This is a genomic window from Mesorhizobium sp. B2-4-17 (assembly GCF_006441275.1).
Lineage (GTDB): Bacteria > Pseudomonadota > Alphaproteobacteria > Rhizobiales > Rhizobiaceae > Mesorhizobium.
This window is the reverse complement of sequence record NZ_VFUX01000026.1, coordinates 1-22,202: the sequence shown is the minus strand read 5'-3', so window position 1 is coordinate 22,202 and position 22,202 is coordinate 1. Positions and strand designations below refer to the sequence as shown.

At 63.6% G+C, this 22,202-nt stretch carries 24 protein-coding genes and 2 pseudogenes; 4 read left to right on the top strand and 22 right to left on the bottom strand.

The window, feature by feature from the left end; all coding sequences use genetic code 11:
• Positions 1–76: 76 nt before the first annotated feature.
• From FJ548_RS20535 to tesB, 4 genes are all read right to left on the bottom strand, one after another.
• Positions 77–358, bottom strand: coding sequence for a hypothetical protein (locus FJ548_RS20535; protein WP_140697262.1), 282 nt, complete (start codon positions 356–358; stop codon positions 77–79).
• Between the two features lie 325 nt (positions 359–683).
• Positions 684–1,865 (bottom strand): ammonium transporter, encoded by a 1,182-nt coding sequence (locus FJ548_RS20530; protein ID WP_246673449.1) that lies wholly within the window; start codon positions 1,863–1,865, stop codon positions 684–686.
• Between the two features lie 205 nt (positions 1,866–2,070).
• The gene (locus FJ548_RS20525) at positions 2,071–2,409 is read right to left on the bottom strand and encodes a P-II family nitrogen regulator (RefSeq protein WP_140612463.1); all 339 of its coding nucleotides are present in this window, start codon (positions 2,407–2,409) and stop codon (positions 2,071–2,073) included.
• 236 nt (positions 2,410–2,645) lie between these two features.
• The gene (gene tesB / locus FJ548_RS20520; protein WP_140778813.1) at positions 2,646–3,506 is read right to left on the bottom strand and encodes an acyl-CoA thioesterase II; all 861 of its coding nucleotides are present in this window, start codon (positions 3,504–3,506) and stop codon (positions 2,646–2,648) included.
• Positions 3,507–3,605: 99 nt separating this feature from the next.
• On the opposite strand from tesB, the gene FJ548_RS20515 reads away from it, so the two are divergent.
• On the top strand, positions 3,606–4,865 hold the full coding sequence (locus FJ548_RS20515; RefSeq protein WP_140778812.1) for a ubiquinone biosynthesis hydroxylase: 1,260 nt from the start codon (positions 3,606–3,608) through the stop codon (positions 4,863–4,865).
• A gap of 226 nt (positions 4,866–5,091) precedes the next feature.
• Here the strand turns inward: FJ548_RS20515 and FJ548_RS20510 are convergent, their stop codons facing one another.
• The 3 genes from FJ548_RS20510 to FJ548_RS20500 form a co-directional block, all read right to left on the bottom strand.
• The gene (locus FJ548_RS20510) at positions 5,092–5,622 is read right to left on the bottom strand and encodes a hypothetical protein (protein ID WP_140778811.1); all 531 of its coding nucleotides are present in this window, start codon (positions 5,620–5,622) and stop codon (positions 5,092–5,094) included.
• Positions 5,623–5,816: 194 nt separating this feature from the next.
• Positions 5,817–6,173, bottom strand: a complete 357-nt coding sequence (locus FJ548_RS20505; RefSeq protein WP_140612455.1) for a YciI family protein — start codon at positions 6,171–6,173, stop codon at positions 5,817–5,819.
• Positions 6,170–6,397 (bottom strand): hypothetical protein, encoded by a 228-nt coding sequence (locus tag FJ548_RS20500; RefSeq protein ID WP_140612453.1) that lies wholly within the window; start codon positions 6,395–6,397, stop codon positions 6,170–6,172. The genes FJ548_RS20505 and FJ548_RS20500 overlap by 4 nt, the downstream gene beginning before the upstream one ends.
• Before the next feature lie 221 nt (positions 6,398–6,618).
• On the opposite strand from FJ548_RS20500, the gene FJ548_RS20495 reads away from it, so the two are divergent.
• Positions 6,619–7,044: an OsmC family protein gene (locus FJ548_RS20495; RefSeq protein WP_140778810.1), complete on the top strand. Its 426-nt coding sequence runs from the start codon at positions 6,619–6,621 to the stop codon at positions 7,042–7,044.
• Between the two features lie 206 nt (positions 7,045–7,250).
• Here FJ548_RS20495 and FJ548_RS20490 read toward each other — a convergent pair.
• The 7 genes and pseudogenes from FJ548_RS20490 to FJ548_RS30850 all read right to left on the bottom strand — a co-directional run bounded on the left by FJ548_RS20490 (position 7,251) and on the right by FJ548_RS30850 (position 12,415).
• A pseudogene (locus FJ548_RS20490) lies at positions 7,251–7,873 on the bottom strand (DUF480 domain-containing protein).
• 236 nt (positions 7,874–8,109) lie between these two features.
• Positions 8,110–8,889, bottom strand: a complete 780-nt coding sequence (locus FJ548_RS20485) for a succinate dehydrogenase iron-sulfur subunit (protein WP_140612875.1) — start codon at positions 8,887–8,889, stop codon at positions 8,110–8,112.
• A complete protein-coding gene (locus FJ548_RS20480) occupies positions 8,890–9,327 on the bottom strand; it encodes a DUF3052 family protein (protein WP_140697337.1) in 438 nt (145 codons plus the stop codon). It abuts the gene before it with no gap.
• Between the two features lie 2 nt (positions 9,328–9,329).
• Entirely contained in the window at positions 9,330–11,165 is a 1,836-nt protein-coding gene (gene sdhA, locus FJ548_RS20475; RefSeq protein WP_140612876.1) for a succinate dehydrogenase flavoprotein subunit, read from the bottom strand.
• 1 nt (position 11,166) lies between these two features.
• On the bottom strand, positions 11,167–11,562 hold the full coding sequence (sdhD, locus tag FJ548_RS20470) for a succinate dehydrogenase, hydrophobic membrane anchor protein (protein WP_140612877.1): 396 nt from the start codon (positions 11,560–11,562) through the stop codon (positions 11,167–11,169).
• 2 nt (positions 11,563–11,564) lie between these two features.
• Positions 11,565–11,984: a succinate dehydrogenase, cytochrome b556 subunit gene (gene sdhC, locus FJ548_RS20465; protein WP_140612878.1), complete on the bottom strand. Its 420-nt coding sequence runs from the start codon at positions 11,982–11,984 to the stop codon at positions 11,565–11,567.
• A gap of 239 nt (positions 11,985–12,223) precedes the next feature.
• Positions 12,224–12,415 (bottom strand): hypothetical protein, encoded by a 192-nt coding sequence (locus tag FJ548_RS30850; RefSeq protein WP_348640945.1) that lies wholly within the window; start codon positions 12,413–12,415, stop codon positions 12,224–12,226.
• Between the two features lie 593 nt (positions 12,416–13,008).
• On the opposite strand from FJ548_RS30850, the gene FJ548_RS20455 reads away from it, so the two are divergent.
• Positions 13,009–13,362, top strand: coding sequence for a hypothetical protein (locus FJ548_RS20455; RefSeq protein ID WP_140612879.1), 354 nt, complete (start codon positions 13,009–13,011; stop codon positions 13,360–13,362).
• Positions 13,363–13,412: 50 nt separating this feature from the next.
• Here FJ548_RS20455 and FJ548_RS20450 read toward each other — a convergent pair whose 3' ends face one another.
• Together FJ548_RS20450 and FJ548_RS20445 are read right to left on the bottom strand one after the other, a co-directional pair.
• The gene (locus FJ548_RS20450; protein WP_140612880.1) at positions 13,413–14,618 is read right to left on the bottom strand and encodes a GGDEF domain-containing protein; all 1,206 of its coding nucleotides are present in this window, start codon (positions 14,616–14,618) and stop codon (positions 13,413–13,415) included.
• A 76-nt stretch (positions 14,619–14,694) separates the two neighbouring features.
• On the bottom strand, positions 14,695–15,891 hold the full coding sequence (locus tag FJ548_RS20445; protein ID WP_140612881.1) for a GGDEF domain-containing protein: 1,197 nt from the start codon (positions 15,889–15,891) through the stop codon (positions 14,695–14,697).
• A 149-nt stretch (positions 15,892–16,040) separates the two neighbouring features.
• Between FJ548_RS20445 and FJ548_RS20440 the strand changes: the two genes are divergently transcribed.
• Positions 16,041–16,358, top strand: a complete 318-nt coding sequence (locus FJ548_RS20440) for a hypothetical protein (RefSeq protein WP_140612882.1) — start codon at positions 16,041–16,043, stop codon at positions 16,356–16,358.
• Positions 16,359–16,394: 36 nt separating this feature from the next.
• Here FJ548_RS20440 and leuC read toward each other — a convergent pair whose 3' ends face one another.
• From leuC to FJ548_RS20395, 6 genes and pseudogenes are all read right to left on the bottom strand, one after another.
• Entirely contained in the window at positions 16,395–17,804 is a 1,410-nt protein-coding gene (gene leuC / locus FJ548_RS20435) for a 3-isopropylmalate dehydratase large subunit (RefSeq protein WP_140697305.1), read from the bottom strand.
• Between the two features lie 492 nt (positions 17,805–18,296).
• A pseudogene (locus FJ548_RS20420) lies at positions 18,297–18,931 on the bottom strand (class I SAM-dependent methyltransferase).
• Between the two features lie 100 nt (positions 18,932–19,031).
• Positions 19,032–19,838, bottom strand: a complete 807-nt coding sequence (locus FJ548_RS20415) for an amino acid ABC transporter permease (protein WP_140697311.1) — start codon at positions 19,836–19,838, stop codon at positions 19,032–19,034.
• A gap of 201 nt (positions 19,839–20,039) precedes the next feature.
• A complete protein-coding gene (locus tag FJ548_RS20405) occupies positions 20,040–20,837 on the bottom strand; it encodes a transporter substrate-binding domain-containing protein (protein ID WP_140697314.1) in 798 nt (265 codons plus the stop codon).
• Between the two features lie 203 nt (positions 20,838–21,040).
• The gene (locus FJ548_RS20400; RefSeq protein WP_140697317.1) at positions 21,041–21,583 is read right to left on the bottom strand and encodes a MarR family winged helix-turn-helix transcriptional regulator; all 543 of its coding nucleotides are present in this window, start codon (positions 21,581–21,583) and stop codon (positions 21,041–21,043) included.
• Positions 21,580–21,993, bottom strand: a complete 414-nt coding sequence (locus FJ548_RS20395) for an organic hydroperoxide resistance protein (RefSeq protein WP_140697320.1) — start codon at positions 21,991–21,993, stop codon at positions 21,580–21,582. Before FJ548_RS20395 ends, FJ548_RS20400 begins: the two co-directional genes overlap by 4 nt.
• Between the last annotated feature and the right edge of the window lie 209 nt (positions 21,994–22,202).

Sequence of the window (22,202 nt, the reverse complement as noted above, 5' to 3'; positions counted from 1 at the left end):
GAACTTCTGGGCCTGGCACCCGCAGAAAGTGGCGGGCGCCCTGGCCCGCCATCCGTTCGGGTGGATCAGGCGGCGCTTACTTGCTGGCGCCGCCAAGGGCGCGCACATTGGCGCAGAACTCGGCATGCGGCTTGCTCATCGCGGCGTCGTTGCACTCCTTCATCATGGCGTCTTGCTTTTCCTTCGGCATGGCCATGAAGGCCGCCTTGAATTCTTCCGTGGGCTTCATGGTTTTCATGCTGGAATCGGTAAAGAAAGGCGACATGTCGACTGGACTGTCGAGAGCGCCGCCAGCCAAAGCCATGCCGCTGATCATGGAAAGTGCCAGTGCCCCGAGGCAGATATTCTTGAGGTTCATGAAAAATTCCTTCCCTGTGTTGTACAGACGAAACGCCAGGACGACGATCGCCTCCACAGTTCGGGCCAAGGCAGTGGATGTTTCTTTCAAAAATCCTTTTCACGCCAACGTGATTGCGCGAATCCAGGCGCGGCCGGGACGAATTTCTCAAAAAAAGAGGCCCGGATGCGATCCGGGCCTCAAGGCGTGAGCTCCTTGCGGAGCGTCACGACGGGATTCTTTTTCAGGCAATTCCGGGAAAAGCATGCAGCGCTTCATCGCCCGGAAATGCGCTGAGATATGGCCGGCGGGAGGAGGATCCGCCGGTCCATTGGCGAGGCGGGCCTTACGGCACCACTTCGCCATGCTGGGTGACGTCGAGGCCTTCGACTTCCTCCTGGCCGGACGGACGCAGGCCGACGAGCGCCTTGACGATGTAGAGGATCACGAAGGTGACGATCGCCGTCCACAGAATGGTGAAGACGATGCCATAGAGTTGGGTGGCGACCGATGCGCCCTTGCCGAGCGCGTTGATGGCCGGATCGGCGAGCGCGCCGGTGAGCAGCGCACCCACGATACCGCCGACGCCATGCACGCCGAAGGCGTCGAGCGAGTCGTCATAGCCGAAAATATGCTTCACCTTGACCGCCGAGATGTAGCAGACGACGCCTGCGACGATGCCGACGATGAAGGCGCCCGTCGGGTTGACGAAGCCGGAGGCGGGCGTCACCGCGACCAGGCCGGCGACGGCGCCCGAGACGATGCCGAGCACCGATGGCTTCTTGGCGACGATCCATTCGGCGAACATCCAGGCAAGCGCCGCCGCCGCGGTCGCGACCTGCGTGTTCATCATGGCCGCACCGGCAAGCCCGTCCGCCGCCAGTTCCGAGCCGGCGTTGAAGCCGAACCAGCCGACCCACAGCAGTGAAGCGCCGATCACCGAATAGACCAGATTGTGCGGCGCCATGTTGGTGGTGCCGTAGCCCTGGCGCTTGCCCAGCACCAGTGCGCAGACCAGGCCCGCGACACCGGCGTTGATGTGGACGACCGTGCCGCCGGCAAAGTCGAGCACGCCCGCCGTGCCAAGGAAGCCGCCGCCCCACACCCAATGCGCGATCGGCGCGTAGACGAACACCAGCCACAGCGCCATGAAGATCAGCAGCGCCGAGAACTTCATGCGCTCGGCGAAGGCCCCGGCGATCAGCGCCGGCGTGATAATGGCGAACGTCATCTGGAACATCGAGAAGACGAATTCGGGAATGTTGGCCACACCCGGCGCCCACAGCGTCGCGGTGGTAATGCCGTGATGGAAGAACTTCGAGAAGCCGCCGAGATAGGCATTCATGCCGCCACCGTCGGAGAAGGCCAGCGAGTAGCCGAACATGAACCAAAGCACCGTCACCAGGCAGGTGATGGCGAAGCTTTGCATGATCGTGGCGAGCACGTTCTTCTTGCGCACCATGCCGCCGTAGAACAGCGCCAGGCCCGGAATCGTCATCATCAGCACCAGCGCCGTCGAGGTCAGCATCCAGGCGGTGTTGCCGGTGTCGAGCACCGGGGTCGGAGCGGCGGCCGGCGCGGCCGCCGCGGCGGCGGGAGCGGCCTCCTGGGCGAAGGCGGCGACCGTGCCCAAGGCTGCGAGAGTGAGCGTACCCAAAAGGGCCGCCCGTCCCGTCGTCTTCAAGGTGGAAGAAATATTCATTGAACTCTCCATTGGAATACGTGTCCGGCGCTTAGAGTGCGTCGCTGTCTGTTTCGCCGGTGCGGATGCGCACCGCCTGGTCGATGCCGAAAACGAAGATCTTGCCGTCGCCGATCTGGCCGGTCTTGGCGGCTGCGGTGATGGCCTCGACGGCCTTGTCGGCCATGTCGGCGCTGACCGCGACCTCGATCTTGATCTTCGGCAGGAAGCTGACCGCGTATTCCGCCCCGCGATAGATTTCCGTATGCCCCTTCTGACGCCCGTAGCCTTTCACTTCGGTGACGGTCAGGCCCTGGATGCCGACGGCGGTAAGCGCTTCGCGCACCTCGTCGAGCTTGAACGGCTTGATGATTGCCATCACGATTTTCATAAGGTTTCACCCTTTGCTGTTGCGGTGCCCCGCGTTTGCACGACTGCACCGATCCCGAGGAGCCGGAGAGTGCCCCCAAGGAATCAAGCTCCGTGCCAAGTGCCGAAGCAGCATGTTAACCTATTGTAAACAAAGGAAATGGATGGGCCGCAGCCAGCAGGTGCCGGAGCCTGCGGCATGCCGCATGCTTAAAATTTATGCAATTTTTTGGAAATGCCTATTTCGCCGGCTTCCGATCAACGCTTGAGCCGGATCAAACCTTCCTGGGCCATCGAGGCGATCAGCGTGCCGTCGCGTGCATAGAGCATGCCGCGGCTGAAGCCGCGCGATCCCGAGCTCGACGGGCTGTCCTGCGCATAGAGCAGCCAGCCGTCGAGCGAATGCGGCCGGTGGAACCACATCGAATGGTCGAGGCTCGCCGCCTGGATGTCGGGATCGAACAGGCCGCGCCCATGCGCGAAGGTCGAGGTATCGAGCAGCGTCATGTCCGAGAGATAGGCGAGCAGCACCGATTGCAGCGCGCGGTCGTCGGGAACCGGTCCCGCGAGACGGATCCAGACATTCTGCCGAGGCGGCAGCTTGTCGCGGCTCTCATAGTGTTCGAGGTTGACCGGCCGCAGCTCCAGCGGCCGCTCACGCGCCCAGAACCGTCGAACGGCTTCCGGCACCCGGTCGGCCGTTTCGAGCAGCTGGCGCTGCGTCTTCAGTCCTTCCGGGGGCGGCACGTCATCGGGCAGCGCGAATTGATGCTCCAGTCCCTTCTCGTCGACCTGGAACGAAGCTTCCAGAGAAAAGATCGCCTGTCCGTGCTGGATCGCCAGCACGCGGCGCGTGGTGAAGGAGCCGCCGTCGCGAATGCGGTCGACCTCGTAGATGATCGGCACCCTGATGTCTCCCGGCCGCATGAAATAGCCGTGCAGTGAATGCACGAAGCGATCGGGCTCCACGGTCCGCTGCGCCGCCACCAGGGCCTGGGCGATCGTCTGACCGCCGAAGACGCGCTGCCACTCCACCTGGGGGCTGCGACCACGATACAGATTGTGTTCCAGCCTCTCGAGGTCGAGAATGCCCAGAAGCTCGTCCATGGCCGCCGTCATGTTTTGTGACCTCGCCTCAAAATTGCTATGGCGGTTTCCAACAGGAAGAACGAGCCGTCAAGGGCGCAGGTCCGGGCCGGCGCGCAAGGAGCCAAGACAATGGAACGCAACGCCGACGCCAAGACGAGATCCGGGCTCGATGTTCTCGTCGCTGGTGCCGGCTATGTCGGGCTGGCCAGCGCTGTCTCGCTGAAACAGGCGCGGCCGGGCCTTGCCGTGGCGCTGGTCGATGCCGCACCCGCCGGCGCCTGGCAAAGGGATGGCCGCGCCTCGGCCATTGCCGCGGCTGCCTGCCGCATGCTCGACCAGCTTGGCGTGTGGGCCGAGATCGCACCCCAGGCGCAGGCGATCACCGAGATGATCATCACCGATTCGCGCAGTTCCGATCCGGTGCGCCCGGTGTTCCTGACCTTCGGCGGCGAGGTCGCGCCGGGCGAGCCCTTCGCGCATATGGTGGCCAACAAGGTTTTGAACGGCGCCTTGCGCCGCAGGGCCGAAAAGCTCGGCATCGACATCATCGAAGGCGTCGCGGTGCAAGGCTTCGAAACCAACGGCGCCGGCATATCAGTGCATCTCGCCGACGGCGCCACGCTGGCGGCGCGGCTGCTTGTTGCCGCCGACGGGGTCAATTCGAAGCTGCGCGACATGGCCGGCATCAAGACGGTAAAGTGGGAATACGGCCAGTCCGGCATCGTCTGCACCGTGGCGCATGAACGGCCGCACCATGGCCGCGCCGAAGAGCATTTCCTGCCCGCCGGCCCCTTTGCCACGCTGCCGCTCAAGCCGGACGAGGACGGCACCAACCGTTCGTCGATCGTCTGGGTCGAGCGCACGCCCGATGCCGCGGCGCTGGTGTCCGGCGACGATCTCGTCTTCGAGCAAGAGCTCGAGCGGCGCTTCGGCCTGAAGCTCGGAGAAATCCGCGTTGCCGACAAGCCGCGCGCCTGGCCGCTCGGCCTCACGCTTGCGCGCGCCTTCGTGGCGCCCCGCATCGCGCTCGCCGGCGACGCCGCCCATGGTATCCACCCGATCGCCGGCCAGGGCCTGAACCTCGGCTTCAAGGATGTGGCGGCACTTGCCGAGGTGATCGTCGAGGCGGACCGGCTCGGCCAGGACATCGGCGCGCTCGACGTGCTGGAGCGCTACCAGCAGTGGCGCCGTTTCGATACGGTGCAGATGGGCGTCACGACAGATGTGCTGAACCGGCTGTTTTCCAACGACATCAGCCCGCTGCGCACCGCCCGCGACATCGGCCTCGGCCTGGTCGAGCGCATGCCGCGCCTGAAGGATTTCTTCATCCGCCAGGCATCGGGGCTGTCCGCCAATACGCCTAGGCTGTTGCGAGGCGAGCCGATCTGATCGCCTGGCAATTGGCCGAGGCCTACACGACGTCGTCATCCACGGGCGGAGCGGGAGCGAAGCGGACGTGCAGACCCAAGGATCCATTCCGTGACCCTGGTCGAAGAATGCAGCCGAGCACAATTCTGCACCGCTGCACCGCTTATAGGTAACGGAATGGATTCTATGGTCTGCGCCGCATCGCTTCGCTCCTTGCTCCGCCATAGAATGACGAGAAGGCGGGCCCTCAGTTCACCTCGAACCCAAGCTTCTGCCGCAACCTCAACATCCGCTGGTCGGCGACCTTGACGCTTTGCCCGCCGCCCTGGGCGACGCGGTTCAGCATCCTGAGCAAGTCTTCCCGTTCGTTCGGGTCGAGACGCTCCCGCAGGAACGGCGCCAGCTTGTCGATGACGAGTGTGGTGTCGTCGATCTGTGACGCCGCCCATTTGGCGTAGACAATGGCTTCGTCGGTCTTCTTGGGACTCCCGGCGATCTGCGCGATCACCTCGCGAATGACGGCCTCGCGCTGCGGCAGGACAGGCCCGTTCTCCGAGACGATCGATGTGATCAGCGTCGCGGCGGCCACTACTGGATCGTCGATCGCCGTCAGCGGCGACAGCGCCGCCTGCTTGCGCAGCTTCTTGCGCCGGATGTTGCCTTGCACGCGCCCGACGACATCGGCAACCTCGCGCGCGGCGTCGTTCATGGCCTTCATCCGGTAATACCACAATGCCGCCGCTCCCAGCACGCCAAGGATAGCAATCAGGAAAGGCATGCCGAAATCCCCCAAAATCCCGGCGACGATAGGAGAACTCGAGACTTGCTTCAACACGCAAAAGTTGCGTCAGGTGAAGAAATTTCGTGTCCGCGCTGGCAGTGCCGTCAGGGCTCAAGGCTGCTTCGCCGAGTTCCTTCCCAACTTCCGGACGGCAGGACAGAGGGGATGCTGTCGCCAGCATCCGGCATCTCCTATGATCCCGGTATGTCGTAGATCGCCCGCACCTCGATCGTACCGATCTCCGCCAACGGAATCCCGGCGGCGATGTCCAGCGCTTCATCGAGATTGTCGGCCTCGACCATGACGAAGCCGAGCAATTGTTCCTTGGTTTCAGCGAATGGTCCGTCAGTGACCAGCCTCTTGCCTTTGCGCCGCCGGACCGCCTTCGATGTCTGCACCGATTGCAGCGCCTGCGCGACGATCAGCTTGCCCTCTTGGTCCAGGGACCTGTCATAGGCGAGCGAATCGGCGTTGAGCTTGGCCCCACGCTCCGGGGTTAGCGCATGGAGGTCCTTTTCCTCACCATAGACCAGACAGACATATTTCATTTCCGGCTCCCGTGCTGCGACGAATCATAGGACGCGGTGGCGGGCGTGTCAGCCTTGCCCTCGACCGCCGCTGCTTGGTCGAGAAGGCAGGCTGCGGCCGCGATGATGGCGACGGCCGCAAGCAGCCGGCCGAAACCGGACGCCGGCGGGTCCAGCCAGAAGCCGTCTTGTCGCCAGGGCCTGCGGCGCCGTTCGTGCCAAAGCGCGAAAACCAGATTGTCCATGTGAACCTCCATCCGGCCACAAGCTCCGTGGCCGCCCGCAGGACGGCGGGACCGGATGGAAGCCGACATTTTCGCACGCGCATTTTTCAGAAAAAATTTTGCCACGGGCGCCGATGCGGCGGTTTCCGCCGCGATGGCGCGATGGCCTTCCCATGCGTCCGCGCTATAGTTGGAAGGAACGCTGGCGCCGGGCCGGCGCAAACGAGGCCAAGGAGACCACCATGGACCGCACCGCAACCGCCGTCTGGAAAGGCAATCTGAAAGAGGGAAAGGGCACGCTCGACAGCCAGAGCGGGACGCTCAAGGGCACGCCCTATTCGTTCAAGGCGCGCTTCGAGGATGAAAGCGGCAAATCCGGCACCAATCCGGAAGAGCTGATCGCGGCCGCCCACGCCGGTTGCTACGCCATGCAGCTTTCGCATTTCCTGGCGGAGAACGGCACGCCCGCCGACGAACTCGATGCCAAGGCCGTGGTGACGCTGGTTCCAGGCACCGGCATCACCGGCAGCGCCATCACACTGGTCGGCAAGGTGCCGGGCATCGATGCGGCGAAGTTCAAGGAATTGGCCGAGAAGGCCAAGGCCGAATGCCCGGTCTCCAAGGCGCTCGGCGCCATAGAAGTGTCGCTCGACGCCAGGCTGGAGTGATTTGCGTTCTATTTGCCGAGATCGCGTTCCTTCGCACCCCCCTCTGCCCTGCCGGGCATCTCCCCCACGAGGGGGGAGATTAGCGGCTCGGTCGCTGGCGCTTCTCTTTCAACGTCGGCGATTGGCGAAAGCCGGCGTACATCTGATCTCCCCCCTCGTGGGGAGATGCCCGGCAGGACAGGCGCCTCGCGCCAACCTCCAGTGAACTAGCCGCCCAGCGCCTCTATCTTGGCCCGCAGCGTCGCGACCTCTTCCTCAAGCGCCCGCACGCGGGGTTCGAGATCGGTATCTTGCACCGGCGGTTGCCAGGGCGTGGCGGCGGCCTGCATCTCGACGGCCCGCTCATGAGATGCACGTAGCGATCTTCGCGCTGTCCCGGCCCGCGCGGGATTTCCTGGACCAGCGGCGGCCTGCGGCTGATCAGCATGTCGAGCTCAGCGCGCAAATCCTCGATCGACGAAAACCGCGCCATGCGCTCGGCTCGCGCCAGGAGCTCATGCGCAGTCTGGGGTCCGCGCAGCAAGAGCAGGCCGAGCAACGCGGTCTGCGGCGTGGTCAGCGAGAAGCGCTGCGCCATCTGATGCTCGTAGCGCTCGACGCGCGAGCCGAACATCTGCCGCACCAACCCCTTTTGCTCAAGCAGCTTCAGCGCCCGGTGTACCTCGGTCTGCTCCAATGCCATCACCGGCTCGCGTGCCGTCTTCTGGTTGGCGGCGGCCAATGCCGCGTTCAACGTCAGCGGATAGACATCCGGCGTCAGTTCCTTCTTCTCGATCAGGCAGCCGAGCACGCGGGCTTCGCTGGCTGAGAGGATGGGGAGATCGGTCATTGGGTTGCTATCCTTGCTAAGGTCGGAGGGACAGCGCCCCCCTCTGTCCTGCCGGACATCTCCCCCACAAGGGGGGAGATCGGCAGCTTTTGCGCCGCTCGATCATTTTGCGGCCGTCGAAGATTAGCGAAAGCCGCAATGACGGCAATCTCCCCCTTGCGGGGGAGATGTCCGGCAGGACAGAGGGGGCGCGAAGGAACGCTGCCTTCGAAATTCCCGCTAACAAATCCGCGAGCCTAAACCCGTCTCTCCACCATCATCTTCTTGATTTCGGCAATCGCCTTGGCCGGGTTTAGGCCTTTCGGGCAGGTCTGCGCGCAGTTCATGATGGTGTGGCAGCGATAGAGCCGGAACGGATCCTCCAGATTGTCGAGCCGCTCGCCCTTGGCCTCGTCGCGGCTGTCGATCAGCCAGCGATAGGCCTGCAGCAAGGTCGCGGGGCCCAGATAGCGGTCGCCGTTCCACCAGTAACTCGGGCAGGAGGTCGAGCAGCAGGCGCACAGGATACATTCGTAGAACCCGTCGAGCTTCTCGCGGTCCTCATGGCTCTGCAGCCATTCCTTGGCCGGCGTCGGCGACACCGTCTTCAGCCACGGTTCGATCGAGGCATGCTGGGCGTAGAAATTGGTGAGGTCAGGCACCAAATCCTTCACCACCTGCATATGCGGCAGCGGATAGATTTTCACGGCGCCGGAAATGTCCTCGGTGCCCTTGGTGCACGCCAGCGTGTTGGAGCCGTCGATATTCATGGCGCAGGAGCCGCAAATGCCTTCGCGGCAGGAGCGGCGCAAGGTCAGCGTCGGATCGATCTTGTTCTTGATCCAGAGCAGCGCGTCGAGCACCATCGGCCCGCAATCGTCCATGTCGACGAAATAGGTGTCGATGCGCGGATTCTCGTCATCGTCCGGCGACCAGCGGTAGATGCGGTATTCCCTGAGATTGGTGGCGCCTTCCGGCTTCGGCCAGGTCTTGCCCTGCTGGATCTTCGAATTCTTGGGGAGCGTCAGTTCGACCATTTACCTCAGGTCCTTTCGGATGACGAGCTTCAGCCCGGACCAGATTTCGTTCACGGCGGCGACCTTGACGTCGACAAGGTCGAGTTTCAGCGCCTCGGCGCGGACCACGGCCTCGGTGACGTCGGTCGGCACTTTCGACGCCTTCTTCGGCCAGGAGACCCAGACCATGCCGTCGCGCTTGATCGCCGTTTCGAGTGCGCCGAGGCGATCCTCGATCTCGGCGCGTTGCTTGGTGAAGGCATGGACGGCATCGTATCTCTGGTGAATGCCCGAGATACCGGACCAGTCGGCCAGCCGGTCGACCGAAGCGAAATTCGCCGCCTCGGCGAGTTCGTCGAGTTCGGGCGGCAGCGCGATGAAGGCAGCGATCATGCCGTCCTTCAGGCCGAGCTTGGCCGGAAGAGGCGTGCCGGAATATCCCGTCGCCGCCAACGCCATCATCAATACACCCTGGCCTTCGGCGCGATCTTGGCGAGGCTGATGCCGCCGTCCTTTTCGGCCAGCAGCGGCTCGGTATGCACCGGGCGGTAGCTGAGCGTCACCGTGCCGTCTTCGCTTAGGTGCGCCAGCGTGTGCTTGCGCCAGTTGGCATCGTCGCGCGCGGAAAAGTCCTCACGCGCATGGGCGCCACGGCTCTCCTTGCGCGCCTCGGCGCTGTAGACCGTGGTGATGGCGTTGGCCATCAGGTTCTCCAGTTCCAGCGTCTCGACCAGGTCGGAGTTCCAGATCATCGAGCGGTCGAACACCTTGATGTCCTTGAGCTCGCCCCAGATTTCCGAAATGCGCTTGCAACCATTTTCGAGCGATTCCTGCGTGCGGAACACGGCTGCGTCTTCCTGCATCGCCTTCTGCATCTTCTCGCGCAGCACCGCCGTCGGCGTCGAGCCGTTGGCGTGGCGCAGTTTGTCGAAGCGTTCCATGATCTTTTCGACCGAGGCTTCATTGGGCGAAGGGATGGCCGACTTGCGGTCGATGACCTGGCCGGCGCGGATCGCCGCCGCACGGCCGAACACCACCAGATCGATCAGCGAGTTCGAGCCCAGTCGGTTGGCACCGTGCACGGAGGCGCAGCCGGCCTCGCCGACCGCCATCAGACCGGGCGACACCTGGTCGGGGTTGAAGGCGGTCGGGTTCAGCACCTCGCCCCAGTAATTGGTCGGCACGCCGCCCATATTGTAGTGCACCGTCGGCAGCACCGGGATCGGCTCCTTGGTCAGGTCGACGCCGGCAAAGATCTTGGCCGATTCCGAAATGCCGGGCAGCCGCTCATGCAGCACCGCCGGATCGAGATGGTCGAGATGCAGGAAGATGTGGTCCTTCTTCTTGCCGACGCCCCGGCCCTCGCGGATCTCCAGCGTCATGCAGCGCGAGACAACGTCGCGCGAGGCCAGGTCCTTGGCCGACGGCGCGTAGCGCTCCATGAAGCGCTCGCCCTCGGAATTGACGAGATAGCCGCCCTCGCCGCGCGCGCCTTCGGTGATCAGGCAGCCGGCGCCATAGATGCCGGTCGGGTGGAACTGCACGAATTCCATGTCTTGCAAGGGGAAGCCGGCGCGCGCCGCCATGCCGCCGCCGTCGCCGGTGCAGGTGTGCGCGGAGGTTGCCGAGAAATAGGCGCGGCCATAGCCGCCCGTCGCCAGCACCACCATCTTGGCCGAGAAGCGGTGGATGGTGCCGTCATCGAGGTTCCAGGCGACGACGCCGGTGCAGGTGCCGTCCGGCTCCATGATCAGGTCGAGGGCGAAATACTCGATGAAGAACTGCGCGTTGTGCTTCAGCGACTGGCCGTAGAGCGTATGCAGGATGGCGTGGCCGGTGCGGTCGGCGGCGGCGCAAGTGCGCTGCACCGGCGGTCCTTCGCCGTAATTCATCATGTGGCCGCCGAACGGCCGCTGGTAGATCTTGCCCTCTTCGGTGCGCGAGAACGGCACGCCGTAATGCTCGAGTTCGTAGACCGCGGCCGGTGCTTCGCGCACCAGATATTCCATGGCGTCGACATCGCCCAGCCAGTCCGAGCCCTTGACGGTATCGTACATGTGCCACTGCCAGGAATCGGGCCCCATATTGGAGAGCGAGGCGGCAATGCCGCCTTGCGCGGCCACCGTGTGCGAGCGGGTCGGGAACACCTTGGTGATGCAGGCGGTACGCAGGCCTTGCTCGGCCATGCCGAGCGTGGCGCGCAGGCCCGCCCCGCCGGCGCCGACGACCACCACGTCGAATTTGTGGTCGACAAAGCTATAGCCTGCCGTGTTGGCTGATTTCGCGTCCTTGGCCAACTCAGCCTCCGAATGCCAGTTTGAGCAGGGCGAAGAGCGAGGCGACGCCGACCGCTACGGTGAAAAACGTGTTGAGCGCGATCAGCGCCAGCTTCATGCCTTCGCCATGGACATAATCCTCGATGATCACCTGCATGCCGATCCGCATATGGTAAAGTGGAGAGATCAGCACCAGGGCCAGCAGCAGCGCCACGAATGGATTGGCGAGTGCCGCGCGCACCTCGGCGTAACCGGCGCCGTTGAGCGCGATCAGGAAGCCGACGAAGAACAGGATCAGCGGGATATTGGCGATGGCGGTCAGCCGCTGGCGCCAGAAATGTCCGGTACCTTCGTGGGCGGAACCCAAGCCGCGGACCTTCGCCAGCGGCGTGCGCATGTCGATGTTGTTGCCGCTCATGATCAGGCTCCCCGCACCGTGTAGCCGACGATCCAGATCAGCAGCGTGAGCAGGATCGAGCCGGCGAGCGTCGCCCAGGCGATCCTGGAAGCCGTATGCTTTTCAAGACCGGCGCCGGTGTCCCAGACCAGGTGGCGCACACCGCCCAGCATGTGATGCATCAATGCCCAGGTGTAGCCGAAAAGGATGAGCCGGCCGAGCCACGTGCCGAACGCCCAATTGATCCAGTCGAATGCGCCCTGCGAGGTTGCCGCCGCCATCAGCCAGGCAGCGACCAGCAGGGTGCCGAAATAGAGCGCGCTACCGGTGATGCGATGGATGATCGACATCGTCATGGTGATCGGCGGCCGGTACACGCTCAGGTGCGGCGAAAGCGGCCGTTCACGTCTGATATTCGCGCGGGTGGCTGGTGATCTGCTCATGGCTCCCCCAGTTCGACGTCTCTGGAGCCTCAGGTGGAAATGCGGCAATGCCGCTTCCGGTTGCGACTTCGGACAGCCGGTTTCTAATGCTCTTTTTGCACCGCGTCAAAGCCAGAAAACCGTTTCGAAAACGTAATTTAGTCTGATTAAATGGGCCGATCAGGCTTCAATCGATTAACGCGCTATTTCGAAGCCGGCGCAGCGTCGTTGCACTGCAGCATGTCGCGATTCGGGAGGGCTTATCGCTTGCAGGTTTGCGGTGTCGACCCCTTCTTCATGACCAGCGCCTCGCGTCCGTCGATCACGATTGCGTCATGCGTCGCCGCCTGGTAGCGGCTGGTCTGGTTGGCGGGTGAGGCCGCAAACTCCTCGGTCATGCCATCCGGCCCTACCGCGCGAACCGACGTGCCGAGACTCTGGATCGTGATCATATCACCGTTGCCGCATTTATAGGTGGCCGTGCCGGTGCCGATCGCGGCACGGTAAGGTCAGTGGTGATCTTGGTTGCGGGTGCCGCGGTTGCCGGCGGCGAGGGCACCGTGGGCGCGGTGGACTGCTGAGCCAGAGCGGGCGAGACCGCGTGCGATGCCGCCTGCGGCGCACCATCTTGCGGCACACAACCTGCGGCAGCGAGAAGCAGCGGGATAATGATCACCCGAACTGTGTGGCCAAAGGTCATGCGCTGCCCCTTTCGTGCGCCGCACGCTAGAGCAATTCCAGGAAAAGTGTGAGCGGTTTTCCGCCCGGAATGGCGTCAAAACAAAGAGATATGGCATTTCGCCGTCTCCGTGAAACGGTGAAATGCTCTAGCCACGCGGCGCTGCAAGATCAGCTTCATCTGGAGCCAGCAGGTCGGAGCAGGCAAGCGGATTGATGCCTGCGTCCCATCCCGTGAAAATTAACCATATTCGTCAAGATCTGCCGCCGAAGGCCATCCGCCCCTTAACAAAGATTAAGAAAGAGTTAATTTCTCGGACGAAGTCCGGGCCGAGGCCGAAGGTCGCGCCGGTGAACGGAGGACAAAATGCGTTCGAATTCAGTGCTGGCTTGCCTCGCCGCGATTGCGGCCATGGCCGGCGGCTTCGCTGCGCCGGCATGCGCCGGACAGCATCAGGACCGTGTTTATGCCGATTCCTTCGGCAATCTCGTCATCGACAGCGCCGCCGGCTATAAGCGCATCATCGTCGGCGAGGGCAAGCTGGCCAAGAAACTGTCGGCCTACACCAGCGCCGGCCAGCCGAAGGTGATCTATCAGAACGAAGCCGACGAGATTACGGGCTACGGCGATTGCTACCGGCCGCCGGTGTTCGTGAAGGGCCGCAGCTACATGTACGGGCTTTCCGACGGCGAGATGCCGCAGCTCAGCCGCTGCCGATAGTAATTCCAAGAGACGCTTTTCCGTCTGGGATTGCGTCAGGCCACAAAGAGTTAGAAGTGGCTTGCTTCGGTGCCGGCTGACGAAGGGACGCCGACTGGCCCGGCGGAGACGCGCACGCAGTCCCGCCCGGCATGCTTCGCCTTATAGAGCGCCGCATCCGCACGCCGCATGAGATCGGCGACGTTCTCGTTCGGATGGAGTTCGGCGACCCCGAAACTCGCGGTGCAGCGACTATCCGCCGGCAGGCCGTCGATGGGCAGCGCGCCGAACGCGCTGCGCGTGCCTTCGGCGAACAGCCGGGCGGCGGCGATGTTGGCCCCGCGGAGCATGATGGCGAATTCCTCCCCGCCGATGCGGCCCGCGACATGGTGGCCGGCGGCGGCCTCGCGCAACAAGCCGGCAAAGGTCTCGATAACCCGGTCGCCGGAGGCGTGGCCGAAACCGTCGTTGATGCTCTTGAAATCATCGAGATCGGCGATGACCACGGCCACCGGCATGCCTTGCCGCGTGGCGCCAAGCACCGCAAGTTCGGCCCGACGCGTGAAGGCGCCGCGGTTGAGCAATCCCGAGAGCGTATCGGTCTCCGATTTTGAAGTCACCTCAGCCAGCACGTCGCGAACCAGGATAGCCAGCATCAGCAGCGCCAGCGCAAGGCCGAAGATGGTGCCGAGCGATTGCGACACCAGGGCGTAGTTGCTTTGCAGATAGGCCTGCGGATCAGCACCCCAGCCGCCGAGCGCATGCGCGATGAACGGCTTGGAGGCAAACTGCATGCCGCTGAGCGCCAGCACGGCCATCAGGATGCGGTCGAGCCGGCCGAACCTCTGCCTTGAAGACCAGACTATACCGAGGCCGACGAACTGCATGGCGGCATAGGGAAGCTGGTAAGCCATCATGCGGGCCAGCGACTGGCGCGGTAGGTCCTGCAAGCAGTAGACCGCGATGGTGGTGGCGAACAGGAAGAACAGCATTGGCCGCCACGGCGGCGCCACGCCATATTTGTGGGCCAGCCCGCCGTTGAAACTTATAGTGGCGCCAAGGAACACGGCAAAGGCGACGGCCACCGGAAGCCGCGCATCGGTGAAGGCGGGGATGCTGAATTCGATGGCGAAATAGGCCATGCCCAGGAGATAGCCGTAGGCAAACCACCGCGCGGGGGCGCGGCCGGCATCTTGAAAGGCGATCGTCATGAAGGCGGCCGCCAGCAGGCCGGCAACCGACAAATTGATCAGCAGGATGAAATTGGCGCCGCTCATTTCTTTTTCGAACCCCCGGCCTCAGCTAACATCGACGGGCGAAAAAGACGTTAACGCGAGGTTGGAGGTTGCGGCGTCAGCCGGTCTTGGAGAGCTCCGGCACGAACGCCGTTTCCGGTCGTTGGTAGGAGAGGCGCACGCTGTCGCGGCCATTCTTCTTGGCCTTGTAGAGCGCCTCGTCGGCGCGGCGCATCAACGGCCCCAGGGCCTCGTCACCAGTGCGGGCCGCCACGCCGAAACTTGCGGTGACCTTGGTGCCGGTTGGAAGCCCGTCGACGCCTCCTGCCGAATAGAGCGTGCGCACCGCTTCGGCGAACATTCGCGCCGCGGCAAGGTCGCTCAACGGCAGGAGCACCGCGAACTCTTCGCCGCCGACGCGGCCGGCGGCTCCGCGCTCGCCGGTGGCGGACCGGAGCTTGGCGGCGAAATCGGCAATCACCCGGTCGCCGGCGGCATGCCCGTGCGCGTCGTTGAGCGCCTTGAAATGATCGAGGTCGGCCAGCACCAGCGCCACCGGAAACTTCGCCGCCGCGCAACGCTGCAACAGGAACTCCGCGCGCTCCTCGAAGCCGCGCCGGTTGAGCAGGCCCGACAGGGGGTCGGTGTGCGTCTCGGCCTTCAGCGCCTTCATCACGTCGAGCGCCGCGGCGGTGAACAGGCAAAGCGCGATCAGCAACGACAACAGCGCATGCGACAGCAGCGCCGTCGTCCAATAGGACGAGCCATAGAATCCGTCATAGGTGGTGAACGGCCCGTGCGCGATGACGACGGCAAGGGTGCGCACGAAGAAATTGAGGCTCGACAGCAGCGACAGCACGAACAGGATTTTCTCTGTCGGGCCGTTGTTGCGAACCGGCCGCAATTCGGCGCCGACCAGAAGGCTGATGCCGCCGAAGGCGAAATTCATCGCCAGGATACGCCAGGTGAGATCCGGCTCAACGAACAGGAACCAGCAGAACGATGCCAGGCCGCCCCCTGCCAGCACGCCGAGCCCCGGATAGGGCACCTTGCGGCCGTAGCGGGCGACGATGGCGCCGGACAGGCAACAGCCGGCGATGATGAAGCAGATGTTGGACACCAGCTTGGTCAGCACCATGCCAATGGGCAAGGTGAAATACTGCAACAGAAAGCCGGGTGCCGAAACACAGTAGCTGAACGCCAGCACAGCAAGATAAGGACGGTGGCGCTGATAGGTCCATAGCACGAGGAAGGCCGCGCCGAGGGCCAGCGCGATCGTCGGATTGAGCAGCGCTATCAGCAGGCCGGTGTCCAAAGGACGGTGACTTCCCCTTGCTTGACGTCGGGGAAGAGCTTAGAGGGCAAGCGCAAACAAGCGGTTAAACTCGGAGTGTCGCCACGATATGTTGCGGGGGAACCCAGCGCTGTCGGCGGCGTTCATGCATTCACCATCAGGAGCAGAGCATGGCCGACACGATCACATTGACCGACCACGATGCAATCCGTTCATGGACTGCCGGGCGCGCCGGCTTTCCGGCAATCGTCGACATATCGCCCGAGGCGGGAACGCAGCCGATGTTGAGGCTGGTCTTCGGCCAGCACGCCTATCAGGATCAGGACCAGCCGGAACGGCCGGTCAATGCCGGTGGCTATGAGCTCGTCGAATGGGACGAGTGGTTCAAGATCTTTGAGGAGCAGCAACTGGCGCTTGTCGTCGCGGCCGACGAACCTGGGCACCGGGAGGAATTCCACGAACTCATCCGGCGCGACGGGAAGGCTTGACCCGGGCCGCGCGGCCCGGGTTCCGCCCGGGCTGGATTATTTCCAGTCGCGGATATCGACAAAGTGGCCGGCGATCGCCGCAGCCGCCGCCATGGCAGGCGACACCAGATGGGTGCGGCCCTTGAACCCCTGCCGGCCCTCGAAATTGCGGTTCGAGGTCGAGGCGCAGCGTTCATGTGGCTTCAGCCGGTCGTCGTTCATGGCCAGGCACATCGAGCAGCCCGGCTCGCGCCAGTCGAAACCGGCGGCGAGGAAGATCTTGTCGAGACCCTCGGCTTCCGCCTGTTCCTTGACCAGGCCGGAGCCCGGCACGATCATGGCGTTGACACGTGGATTGACTTTTCTGCCCTCGACCACCTTGGCAGCGGCGCGCAGATCCTCGATACGGCCATTGGTGCAGGAGCCGATGAAGACGCGATCGAGCGCGATGTCGGTGATCCTGGTTCCCGGCGTCAGCCCCATATAATCGAGCGCGCGGATCTTCGAGGTGCGCTTATTCTCGTCGGTGATCTCCTCCGGATTTGGCACCACGCCCTGGACCGACACCACGTCTTCCGGCGAGGAGCCCCAGGAGACGATCGGCGGCAGTTTCGCCGCGTCGAGCACGATCACCTTGTCGAAATGCGCGCCTTCGTCCGACTGCAGTGTCTTCCAGTATTCGAGCGCCGCGTCCCAGGCCGCGCCCTTCGGCGCGCGCGGCTTGTCCTTGACATAGGCGAAGGTCGTCTCGTCGGGCGCGATCAGGCCGGCGCGGGCACCGCCCTCGATTGACATGTTGCAGATGGTCATGCGGCCTTCCATCGACAGCGAGCGGATCGCCTCGCCGGCATATTCGATGACGTAGCCGGTGCCGCCGGCGGTGCCGATCTCGCCGATGATGGCCAGGATGATGTCCTTGGCGGTCACGCCTTCCGGCAACTGGCCGTCGACGCGCACCAGCATGTTCTTGGCCTTGCGCTGGATCAGCGTCTGCGTCGCCAGCACATGCTCGACCTCCGACGTGCCGATACCGTGCGCCAGCGCGCCGAAGGCACCGTGCGTCGAAGTGTGGCTGTCACCGCAGACGATGGTCATACCGGGCAAGGTAAAACCCTGCTCCGGGCCGATGATGTGGACGATGCCCTGGCGGATGTCGTTCTCGGAATAATACTCGACACCGAAATCCTTGGCGTTCTTGGCCAGCGCCTCGACCTGGATACGGCTTTCCTCGTTCTTGATGCCGAACTTGCGCTCGGGCGAGGTCGAGACGTTGTGGTCGACCACGGCCAGCGTCTTTTCTGGATGCCGGACTTTCCTGCCGCTCAGGCGCAGGCCTTCGAAGGCCTGTGGGCTGGTCACTTCGTGGACGAGGTGGCGGTCGATGTAGAGCAGGCAGGTGCCGTCGTCCTGGCGGTCGACGACATGGTCGTCGAAAATCTTGTCGTAGAGGGTGCGCGGTGCGCTCATGTGCGTAAATCCGTCGATTTGGAATGAGGAAAGGAGCAGATGCCGCAAGCCTGCGGCCGACCGTCGGGGATCAGCGAAGTCGGCTGGTCAGGGCGCCGGACACGCGCGCGGAGAATCGCGACGGCAGGCGTTTCCTGTCCTGCAGCACGAAACCCTTATAGGCCGGATTGCCAAAAAGCTCTTCCATGGCGGCGTAGATAGCAACGTTTTACCTTTTCGGCAATTGGTTGATCCGATGACTCAGGCAACCGCTCAGGCTTTGAATTATCCCTCAACCCATCCAGACGTTGGCGCTGCCCCTCACCTGCCTGCCGGCATCCTCTCCCCGTATAGTGACGGGGAGAGGGAAGCTCTCATCGCTGACTTCGCCAATCGTCTACGTCGCCAGAGAAAGGCGTCGAGGCTGCGGCCAGCCCCTTCTCCCCGTCACTATACGGGGAGAAGTGCCCGGCAGGGCGATGAGGGGCAGCGCGACTCCGCGAATTTGAGACCCTACAGAACCTCGAACACAAACGTCTTCACCAGCGCATCGGGCTCGGCGATGGCATAGCAGCGGAACCACGGGCTTTGCTCGACCAGGCGCCATTTCCTTGCCTGTGTGAGGTCGTCGAACACGGCCTGGAAACCGCCGCTTTCGAAAACCTGGTCGCGCACGGTGAAGATGGCGTGGCCGCCTTTGCGCGTTATGCGCACCAGTTCGTGCAGGCCCGACGCCGGCGCGTGGCTGATGGTGAACACGCCAGTCGAGAAGAAGGCCGGAAATGGCCATCCGGCCATGGCAGCGGTCCGCCCAGCATCGCCTTTTTCAGCTCGCCATACGCATTGCGGCTGCCGGCGATCTTGAGCATGTCGTCCGACAGGTCGAGCCCGGCAATATCGCAGTAACCCAGCGCCTTCAGCGATGGCCCTGACAGGCCCGTGCCGCAGCCGGCGTCGAGCAGCGGCCCTTCACCCGCCGGCACATGGCGCGCTACCCAGGCGGTGATGAGGAACGGCAGGAGATAGCCAAGCGAAGCGGTCTCGCTGTCATAGGTCGCGGCCCATGCGGCATAGGCTTGCGCCAGCGTTTCCGGCGTGTCGGCTCCATAGACGGAATCCAGCGCCGCATTGGCCTTGTCGACGATCATCGGTCTTGCTTCTCCCGCTTATGCATGTCGCCCAAAAGGGCGTCGCGGTTTTGGGCCAATGACATGCATAAGGCAAGATAGCCCTGTCTTTGCCCAAAAACTATTCCTCGTGCTGGCGGCGCAAGCGCCGCTCCAGTGCCCTGAGTGCCAGCGACAGGCCGACGGTCAGGATGAGATAGATGTAGGCGACGATCGAATAGGTCTCGAAGAAGCGGAACGAGCCAGCGGCATAGACCTTGCCCATCTGGGTGATGTCGGCGACGCCGAGCACCGAGACCAGCGAGGAATCCTTGACCAGGGCGACGAAGTCGTTACCCAGCGGCGGCAGGATGGTGCGGATCGCCTGCGGAAATACGACCAGCCGGAAGCGCTGGGAGCGGCTCAGGCCAAGCGCCTTGGCCGCTTCGATCTGGCCCTTTTCGACCGCCTGGATGCCGGCCCGGAAAACCTCGGAGATGAAGGCCGAATAACCGATGGTCAGCGCCATGATGGCGCGCCACAACAGCGAGACGTCCCGCACCAGAAGCTCGCCGAGTAGGCCGGCGCTCTGCAGCGGCGCGATCAGCGTGTTCCAGGCCACGACAAAGGCCGGCGCGCCGGCGAACGCGATCCAGAACAGGAGCACCAGGATCGGCACGCCACGGATGATCTCGACATAGAAGCGGGCGATCTGCCGCAACCAGGGCGAACCCGACAGGCCCATCAGCGCAATGCCGAGGCCGATGATCGAGGCCAGCGCAAAGGCGACCACGGTGACGAAGACGGTGATGCCGATGCCCTTGGCGACGGTAGCGAAGACCTGGGCATAAAGATCGCTGGTGGCGATGAACAATGCCGCCGCCAGTGCGAGGACGGCGGCAACGGCGAGCCACCAGGGGAATTCGGGTTTGGAGGAAGAGGGCTGCATCAAAAGGATCGCGCCAAGGCACCCCCCTCTGGCCTGTCGGCCATCTCCCCCTCAAGGGGGGAGATCGAATGTCGCGTTGGCTTTCGCCGATACCCAGCGTCATAAAATGAGTGACGAGGCCGAAGCTGCCAATATCCCCCCTTGAGGGGGAGATGCCCGGCAGGGGAGAGGGGGGCGTTCAAGCGCAAAGTCAGCAGGAAATCACTGACCCATCTTGTAATCAAGGAACCACTTCTTGTTCAGCGCATCGAAAGTGCCGTCGGCCTTCAACGCCGCGATCGCGGCATTGACCGGCTTAACCAGGTCGGAGCCCTTAGGGAAGATGAAACCGAAATCCTCGGTGCCGAGCGGTCCGCCGATCAGCTTCAGCTTGCCCTCCGAGGCATCGACATAACCCTTGCCCGCCGTGCCGTCGGTGAGCACCACATCGACGTCGCCCGACTTCAATGCCTGCACCGTGGCGCCGAAGGTCTCGAACAGTTTGATGCGCGGGTTCTGCTCATTGCCGTCGAGCACGCTGTAGACGGCGGTGTAGAAGGGCGTGGTGCCCGCCTGCGCGCCGATCAGCCCGTCCTTGACGGCGCCGAACGTCTTGGCGTCGGTGAAGCGGCTTTCATCGCCGCGCACCAGCATGAACTGCTCTGAGCGCATATAGGGGTCGGAGAAATCGACCTTCTCCTTGCGGTCGTCCTTGATGGTGATGCCGGTCATGCCGATGTTGTACTGGTTGTCGGAAACCGCCTGGATCATCGCGTCCCAGGAGGTGTTCTGGTATTCGACTTTGAAATTCAGCCGCTTGGCGATCTCGTTCATCGCGTCGTACTCCCAGCCGATCTGCTTTCCCGTCTTGGCGTCGATGAACTGCAGCGGCGGATAGGCGTTTTCGGTCACCACCACCACCTTCTTGCCGCCAAGATCGGGCAGTGCCTGGGCAAAAGCGGCGACGGGCGCCAGAACGAGGGCCAACAGGCCGGCCAGCAGCAGTTTCGACTTGATCATGACATACCCCCCGGAAATTAAAGCGCCCGGACGTCGGCCGGGCCTGCAGGAAATCTGGCGCCGACTTTAGCTTCCCGCAAGCGCCATGCAAGACGGTCCGCTGCATCAGGACAGGCGAAAACGGATTTGGCTGCCTTCAACCCCAGCTTTCCGCAACGATCCGTGCCCCGGCGGGCGGGTGCGGTGGGCGGCTGCATTGGCGGCTACAATTTTCCCATGTCCGAGATCGAAACTTCCGCATCCGTCGACCCGTCATCAGCCGTTGCCTTGCGCAAGTTAGCGACAAGACGCGTGAGCGTTGCGTGCAGGGTTTTCAACTCGTCTGGCCCCAGCGGCACGGCGCAGGCAAGTGCCGACAACACGTCCTTCATGCGCGCGCGAAGGGCCTGGCCCTTGGCGGTCGGCTCGACTAGCACCCGGCGCTCGTCGGCGGCATCGCGCCGGCGGGTGACGAGGCCGCCCGCCTCCATCCGCTTGAGCAGGGGCGTCAGCGTTGCGGAGTCCAGGCCAAGCGCTTCGCCAAGCTCGCCGATCGTGCTCGGCGCGCGCTCCCACAGCGCCAGCATCGCCAGATATTGCGGATAGGTCAGGCCAAGCGGCTCGAGCAGCGGGCGATAAACCTTGGTCATCAACCCGCTCGCCGAATAGAGCGCGAAGCAGAGCTGCTGGTCGAGACGCGGAACCGGGATCGCCCCGGCGGCATCCGCCGGGACATGCTTGGCTCTCGTTTCGACTTTTGTCGTCATGCCGCCTTTACCGAAAGCGCCACATCGACATTTCCCCTGATGGCGTTCGAATAGGGGCAGATCTTGTGCGCCTCCGATACAAGCGCTTCCGCCGCCGCCTGATCAAGGCCTTTCGTTTCGGCCGCGAGCGCGACGCCGAGCTTGAAGCCCTCGCCATTGGGGAGCAGGCTGACGGTGGCGGTCATCGCGGCGTCCTGAAGCGGCAGCTTCTGTTTGCGCGCGACGAAGCGGATGGCGCTTTCGAAGCAGGCGGCGTAGCCGATGGCGAAGAGCTGCTCGGGATTGGTAGCGCCGCCCGGCCCGCCGAGTTCCTTGGGCATGGCCAGATCGACTTTCAGGAGGCCGTCGCTGGTCTCGCCGTGGCCGGCGCGACCGCCGGTGACGTGAGCCTGTGCCGTGTAGAGTACCATATTATGTTTCTCCCTTTATCTTGTGCGCTATTATTTAGTACACAAGATAATATGCCGTCAACACCCGGATCCAGCTTCCGAGAATGGAGGCGTTCACAGCTTGGTGAAACGAAAAAAGGCGGCCGAAGCCGCCTCAGACTGCTGACGAACCCCGTCGATTTTCGGCGGGGTTTTGTTTTGCGCGTTGATTGAGCTTTGTAAATTGGTGT

Excerpts from the sequence above, each read along its gene's own strand:
- tesB (WP_140778813.1), bottom strand. The coding sequence starts at position 3,506 with ATGACGGCGGCCATGGACGAGCTTCTGGGCATTCTCGACCTCGAGAGG.
- FJ548_RS20480 (WP_140697337.1), bottom strand. The coding sequence starts at position 9,327 with ATGGCGTTGGCGGCGACGGGATATTCCGGCACGCCTCTTCCGGCCAAG.
- FJ548_RS20450 (WP_140612880.1), bottom strand. The coding sequence starts at position 14,618 with ATGAGCGGCGCCAATTTCATCCTGCTGATCAATTTGTCGGTTGCCGGC.
- FJ548_RS20500 (WP_140612453.1), bottom strand. The coding sequence starts at position 6,397 with ATGGACAATCTGGTTTTCGCGCTTTGGCACGAACGGCGCCGCAGGCCC.
- FJ548_RS20535 (WP_140697262.1), bottom strand. The coding sequence starts at position 358 with ATGAACCTCAAGAATATCTGCCTCGGGGCACTGGCACTTTCCATGATC.
- leuC (WP_140697305.1), bottom strand. The coding sequence starts at position 17,804 with ATGAGCGCACCGCGCACCCTCTACGACAAGATTTTCGACGACCATGTC.
- FJ548_RS20405 (WP_140697314.1), bottom strand. The coding sequence starts at position 20,837 with ATGATCAAGTCGAAACTGCTGCTGGCCGGCCTGTTGGCCCTCGTTCTG.
- FJ548_RS20395 (WP_140697320.1), bottom strand. The coding sequence starts at position 21,993 with ATGGTACTCTACACGGCACAGGCTCACGTCACCGGCGGTCGCGCCGGC.
- FJ548_RS20455 (WP_140612879.1), top strand. The coding sequence starts at position 13,009 with ATGCGTTCGAATTCAGTGCTGGCTTGCCTCGCCGCGATTGCGGCCATG.
- FJ548_RS20530 (WP_246673449.1), bottom strand. The coding sequence starts at position 1,865 with ATGCTGACCTCGACGGCGCTGGTGCTGATGATGACGATTCCGGGCCTG.
- FJ548_RS20440 (WP_140612882.1), top strand. The coding sequence starts at position 16,041 with ATGGCCGACACGATCACATTGACCGACCACGATGCAATCCGTTCATGG.
- FJ548_RS30850 (WP_348640945.1), bottom strand. The coding sequence starts at position 12,415 with ATGATCACGATCCAGAGTCTCGGCACGTCGGTTCGCGCGGTAGGGCCG.
- sdhC (WP_140612878.1), bottom strand. The coding sequence starts at position 11,984 with ATGAGCAGATCACCAGCCACCCGCGCGAATATCAGACGTGAACGGCCG.
- FJ548_RS20510 (WP_140778811.1), bottom strand. The coding sequence starts at position 5,622 with ATGCCTTTCCTGATTGCTATCCTTGGCGTGCTGGGAGCGGCGGCATTG.
- FJ548_RS20515 (WP_140778812.1), top strand. The coding sequence starts at position 3,606 with ATGGAACGCAACGCCGACGCCAAGACGAGATCCGGGCTCGATGTTCTC.
- FJ548_RS20400 (WP_140697317.1), bottom strand. The coding sequence starts at position 21,583 with ATGACGACAAAAGTCGAAACGAGAGCCAAGCATGTCCCGGCGGATGCC.
- FJ548_RS20505 (WP_140612455.1), bottom strand. The coding sequence starts at position 6,173 with ATGAAATATGTCTGTCTGGTCTATGGTGAGGAAAAGGACCTCCATGCG.
- FJ548_RS20415 (WP_140697311.1), bottom strand. The coding sequence starts at position 19,838 with ATGCAGCCCTCTTCCTCCAAACCCGAATTCCCCTGGTGGCTCGCCGTT.
- FJ548_RS20525 (WP_140612463.1), bottom strand. The coding sequence starts at position 2,409 with ATGAAAATCGTGATGGCAATCATCAAGCCGTTCAAGCTCGACGAGGTG.
- sdhD (WP_140612877.1), bottom strand. The coding sequence starts at position 11,562 with ATGAGCGGCAACAACATCGACATGCGCACGCCGCTGGCGAAGGTCCGC.
- FJ548_RS20495 (WP_140778810.1), top strand. The coding sequence starts at position 6,619 with ATGGACCGCACCGCAACCGCCGTCTGGAAAGGCAATCTGAAAGAGGGA.
- FJ548_RS20485 (WP_140612875.1), bottom strand. The coding sequence starts at position 8,889 with ATGGTCGAACTGACGCTCCCCAAGAATTCGAAGATCCAGCAGGGCAAG.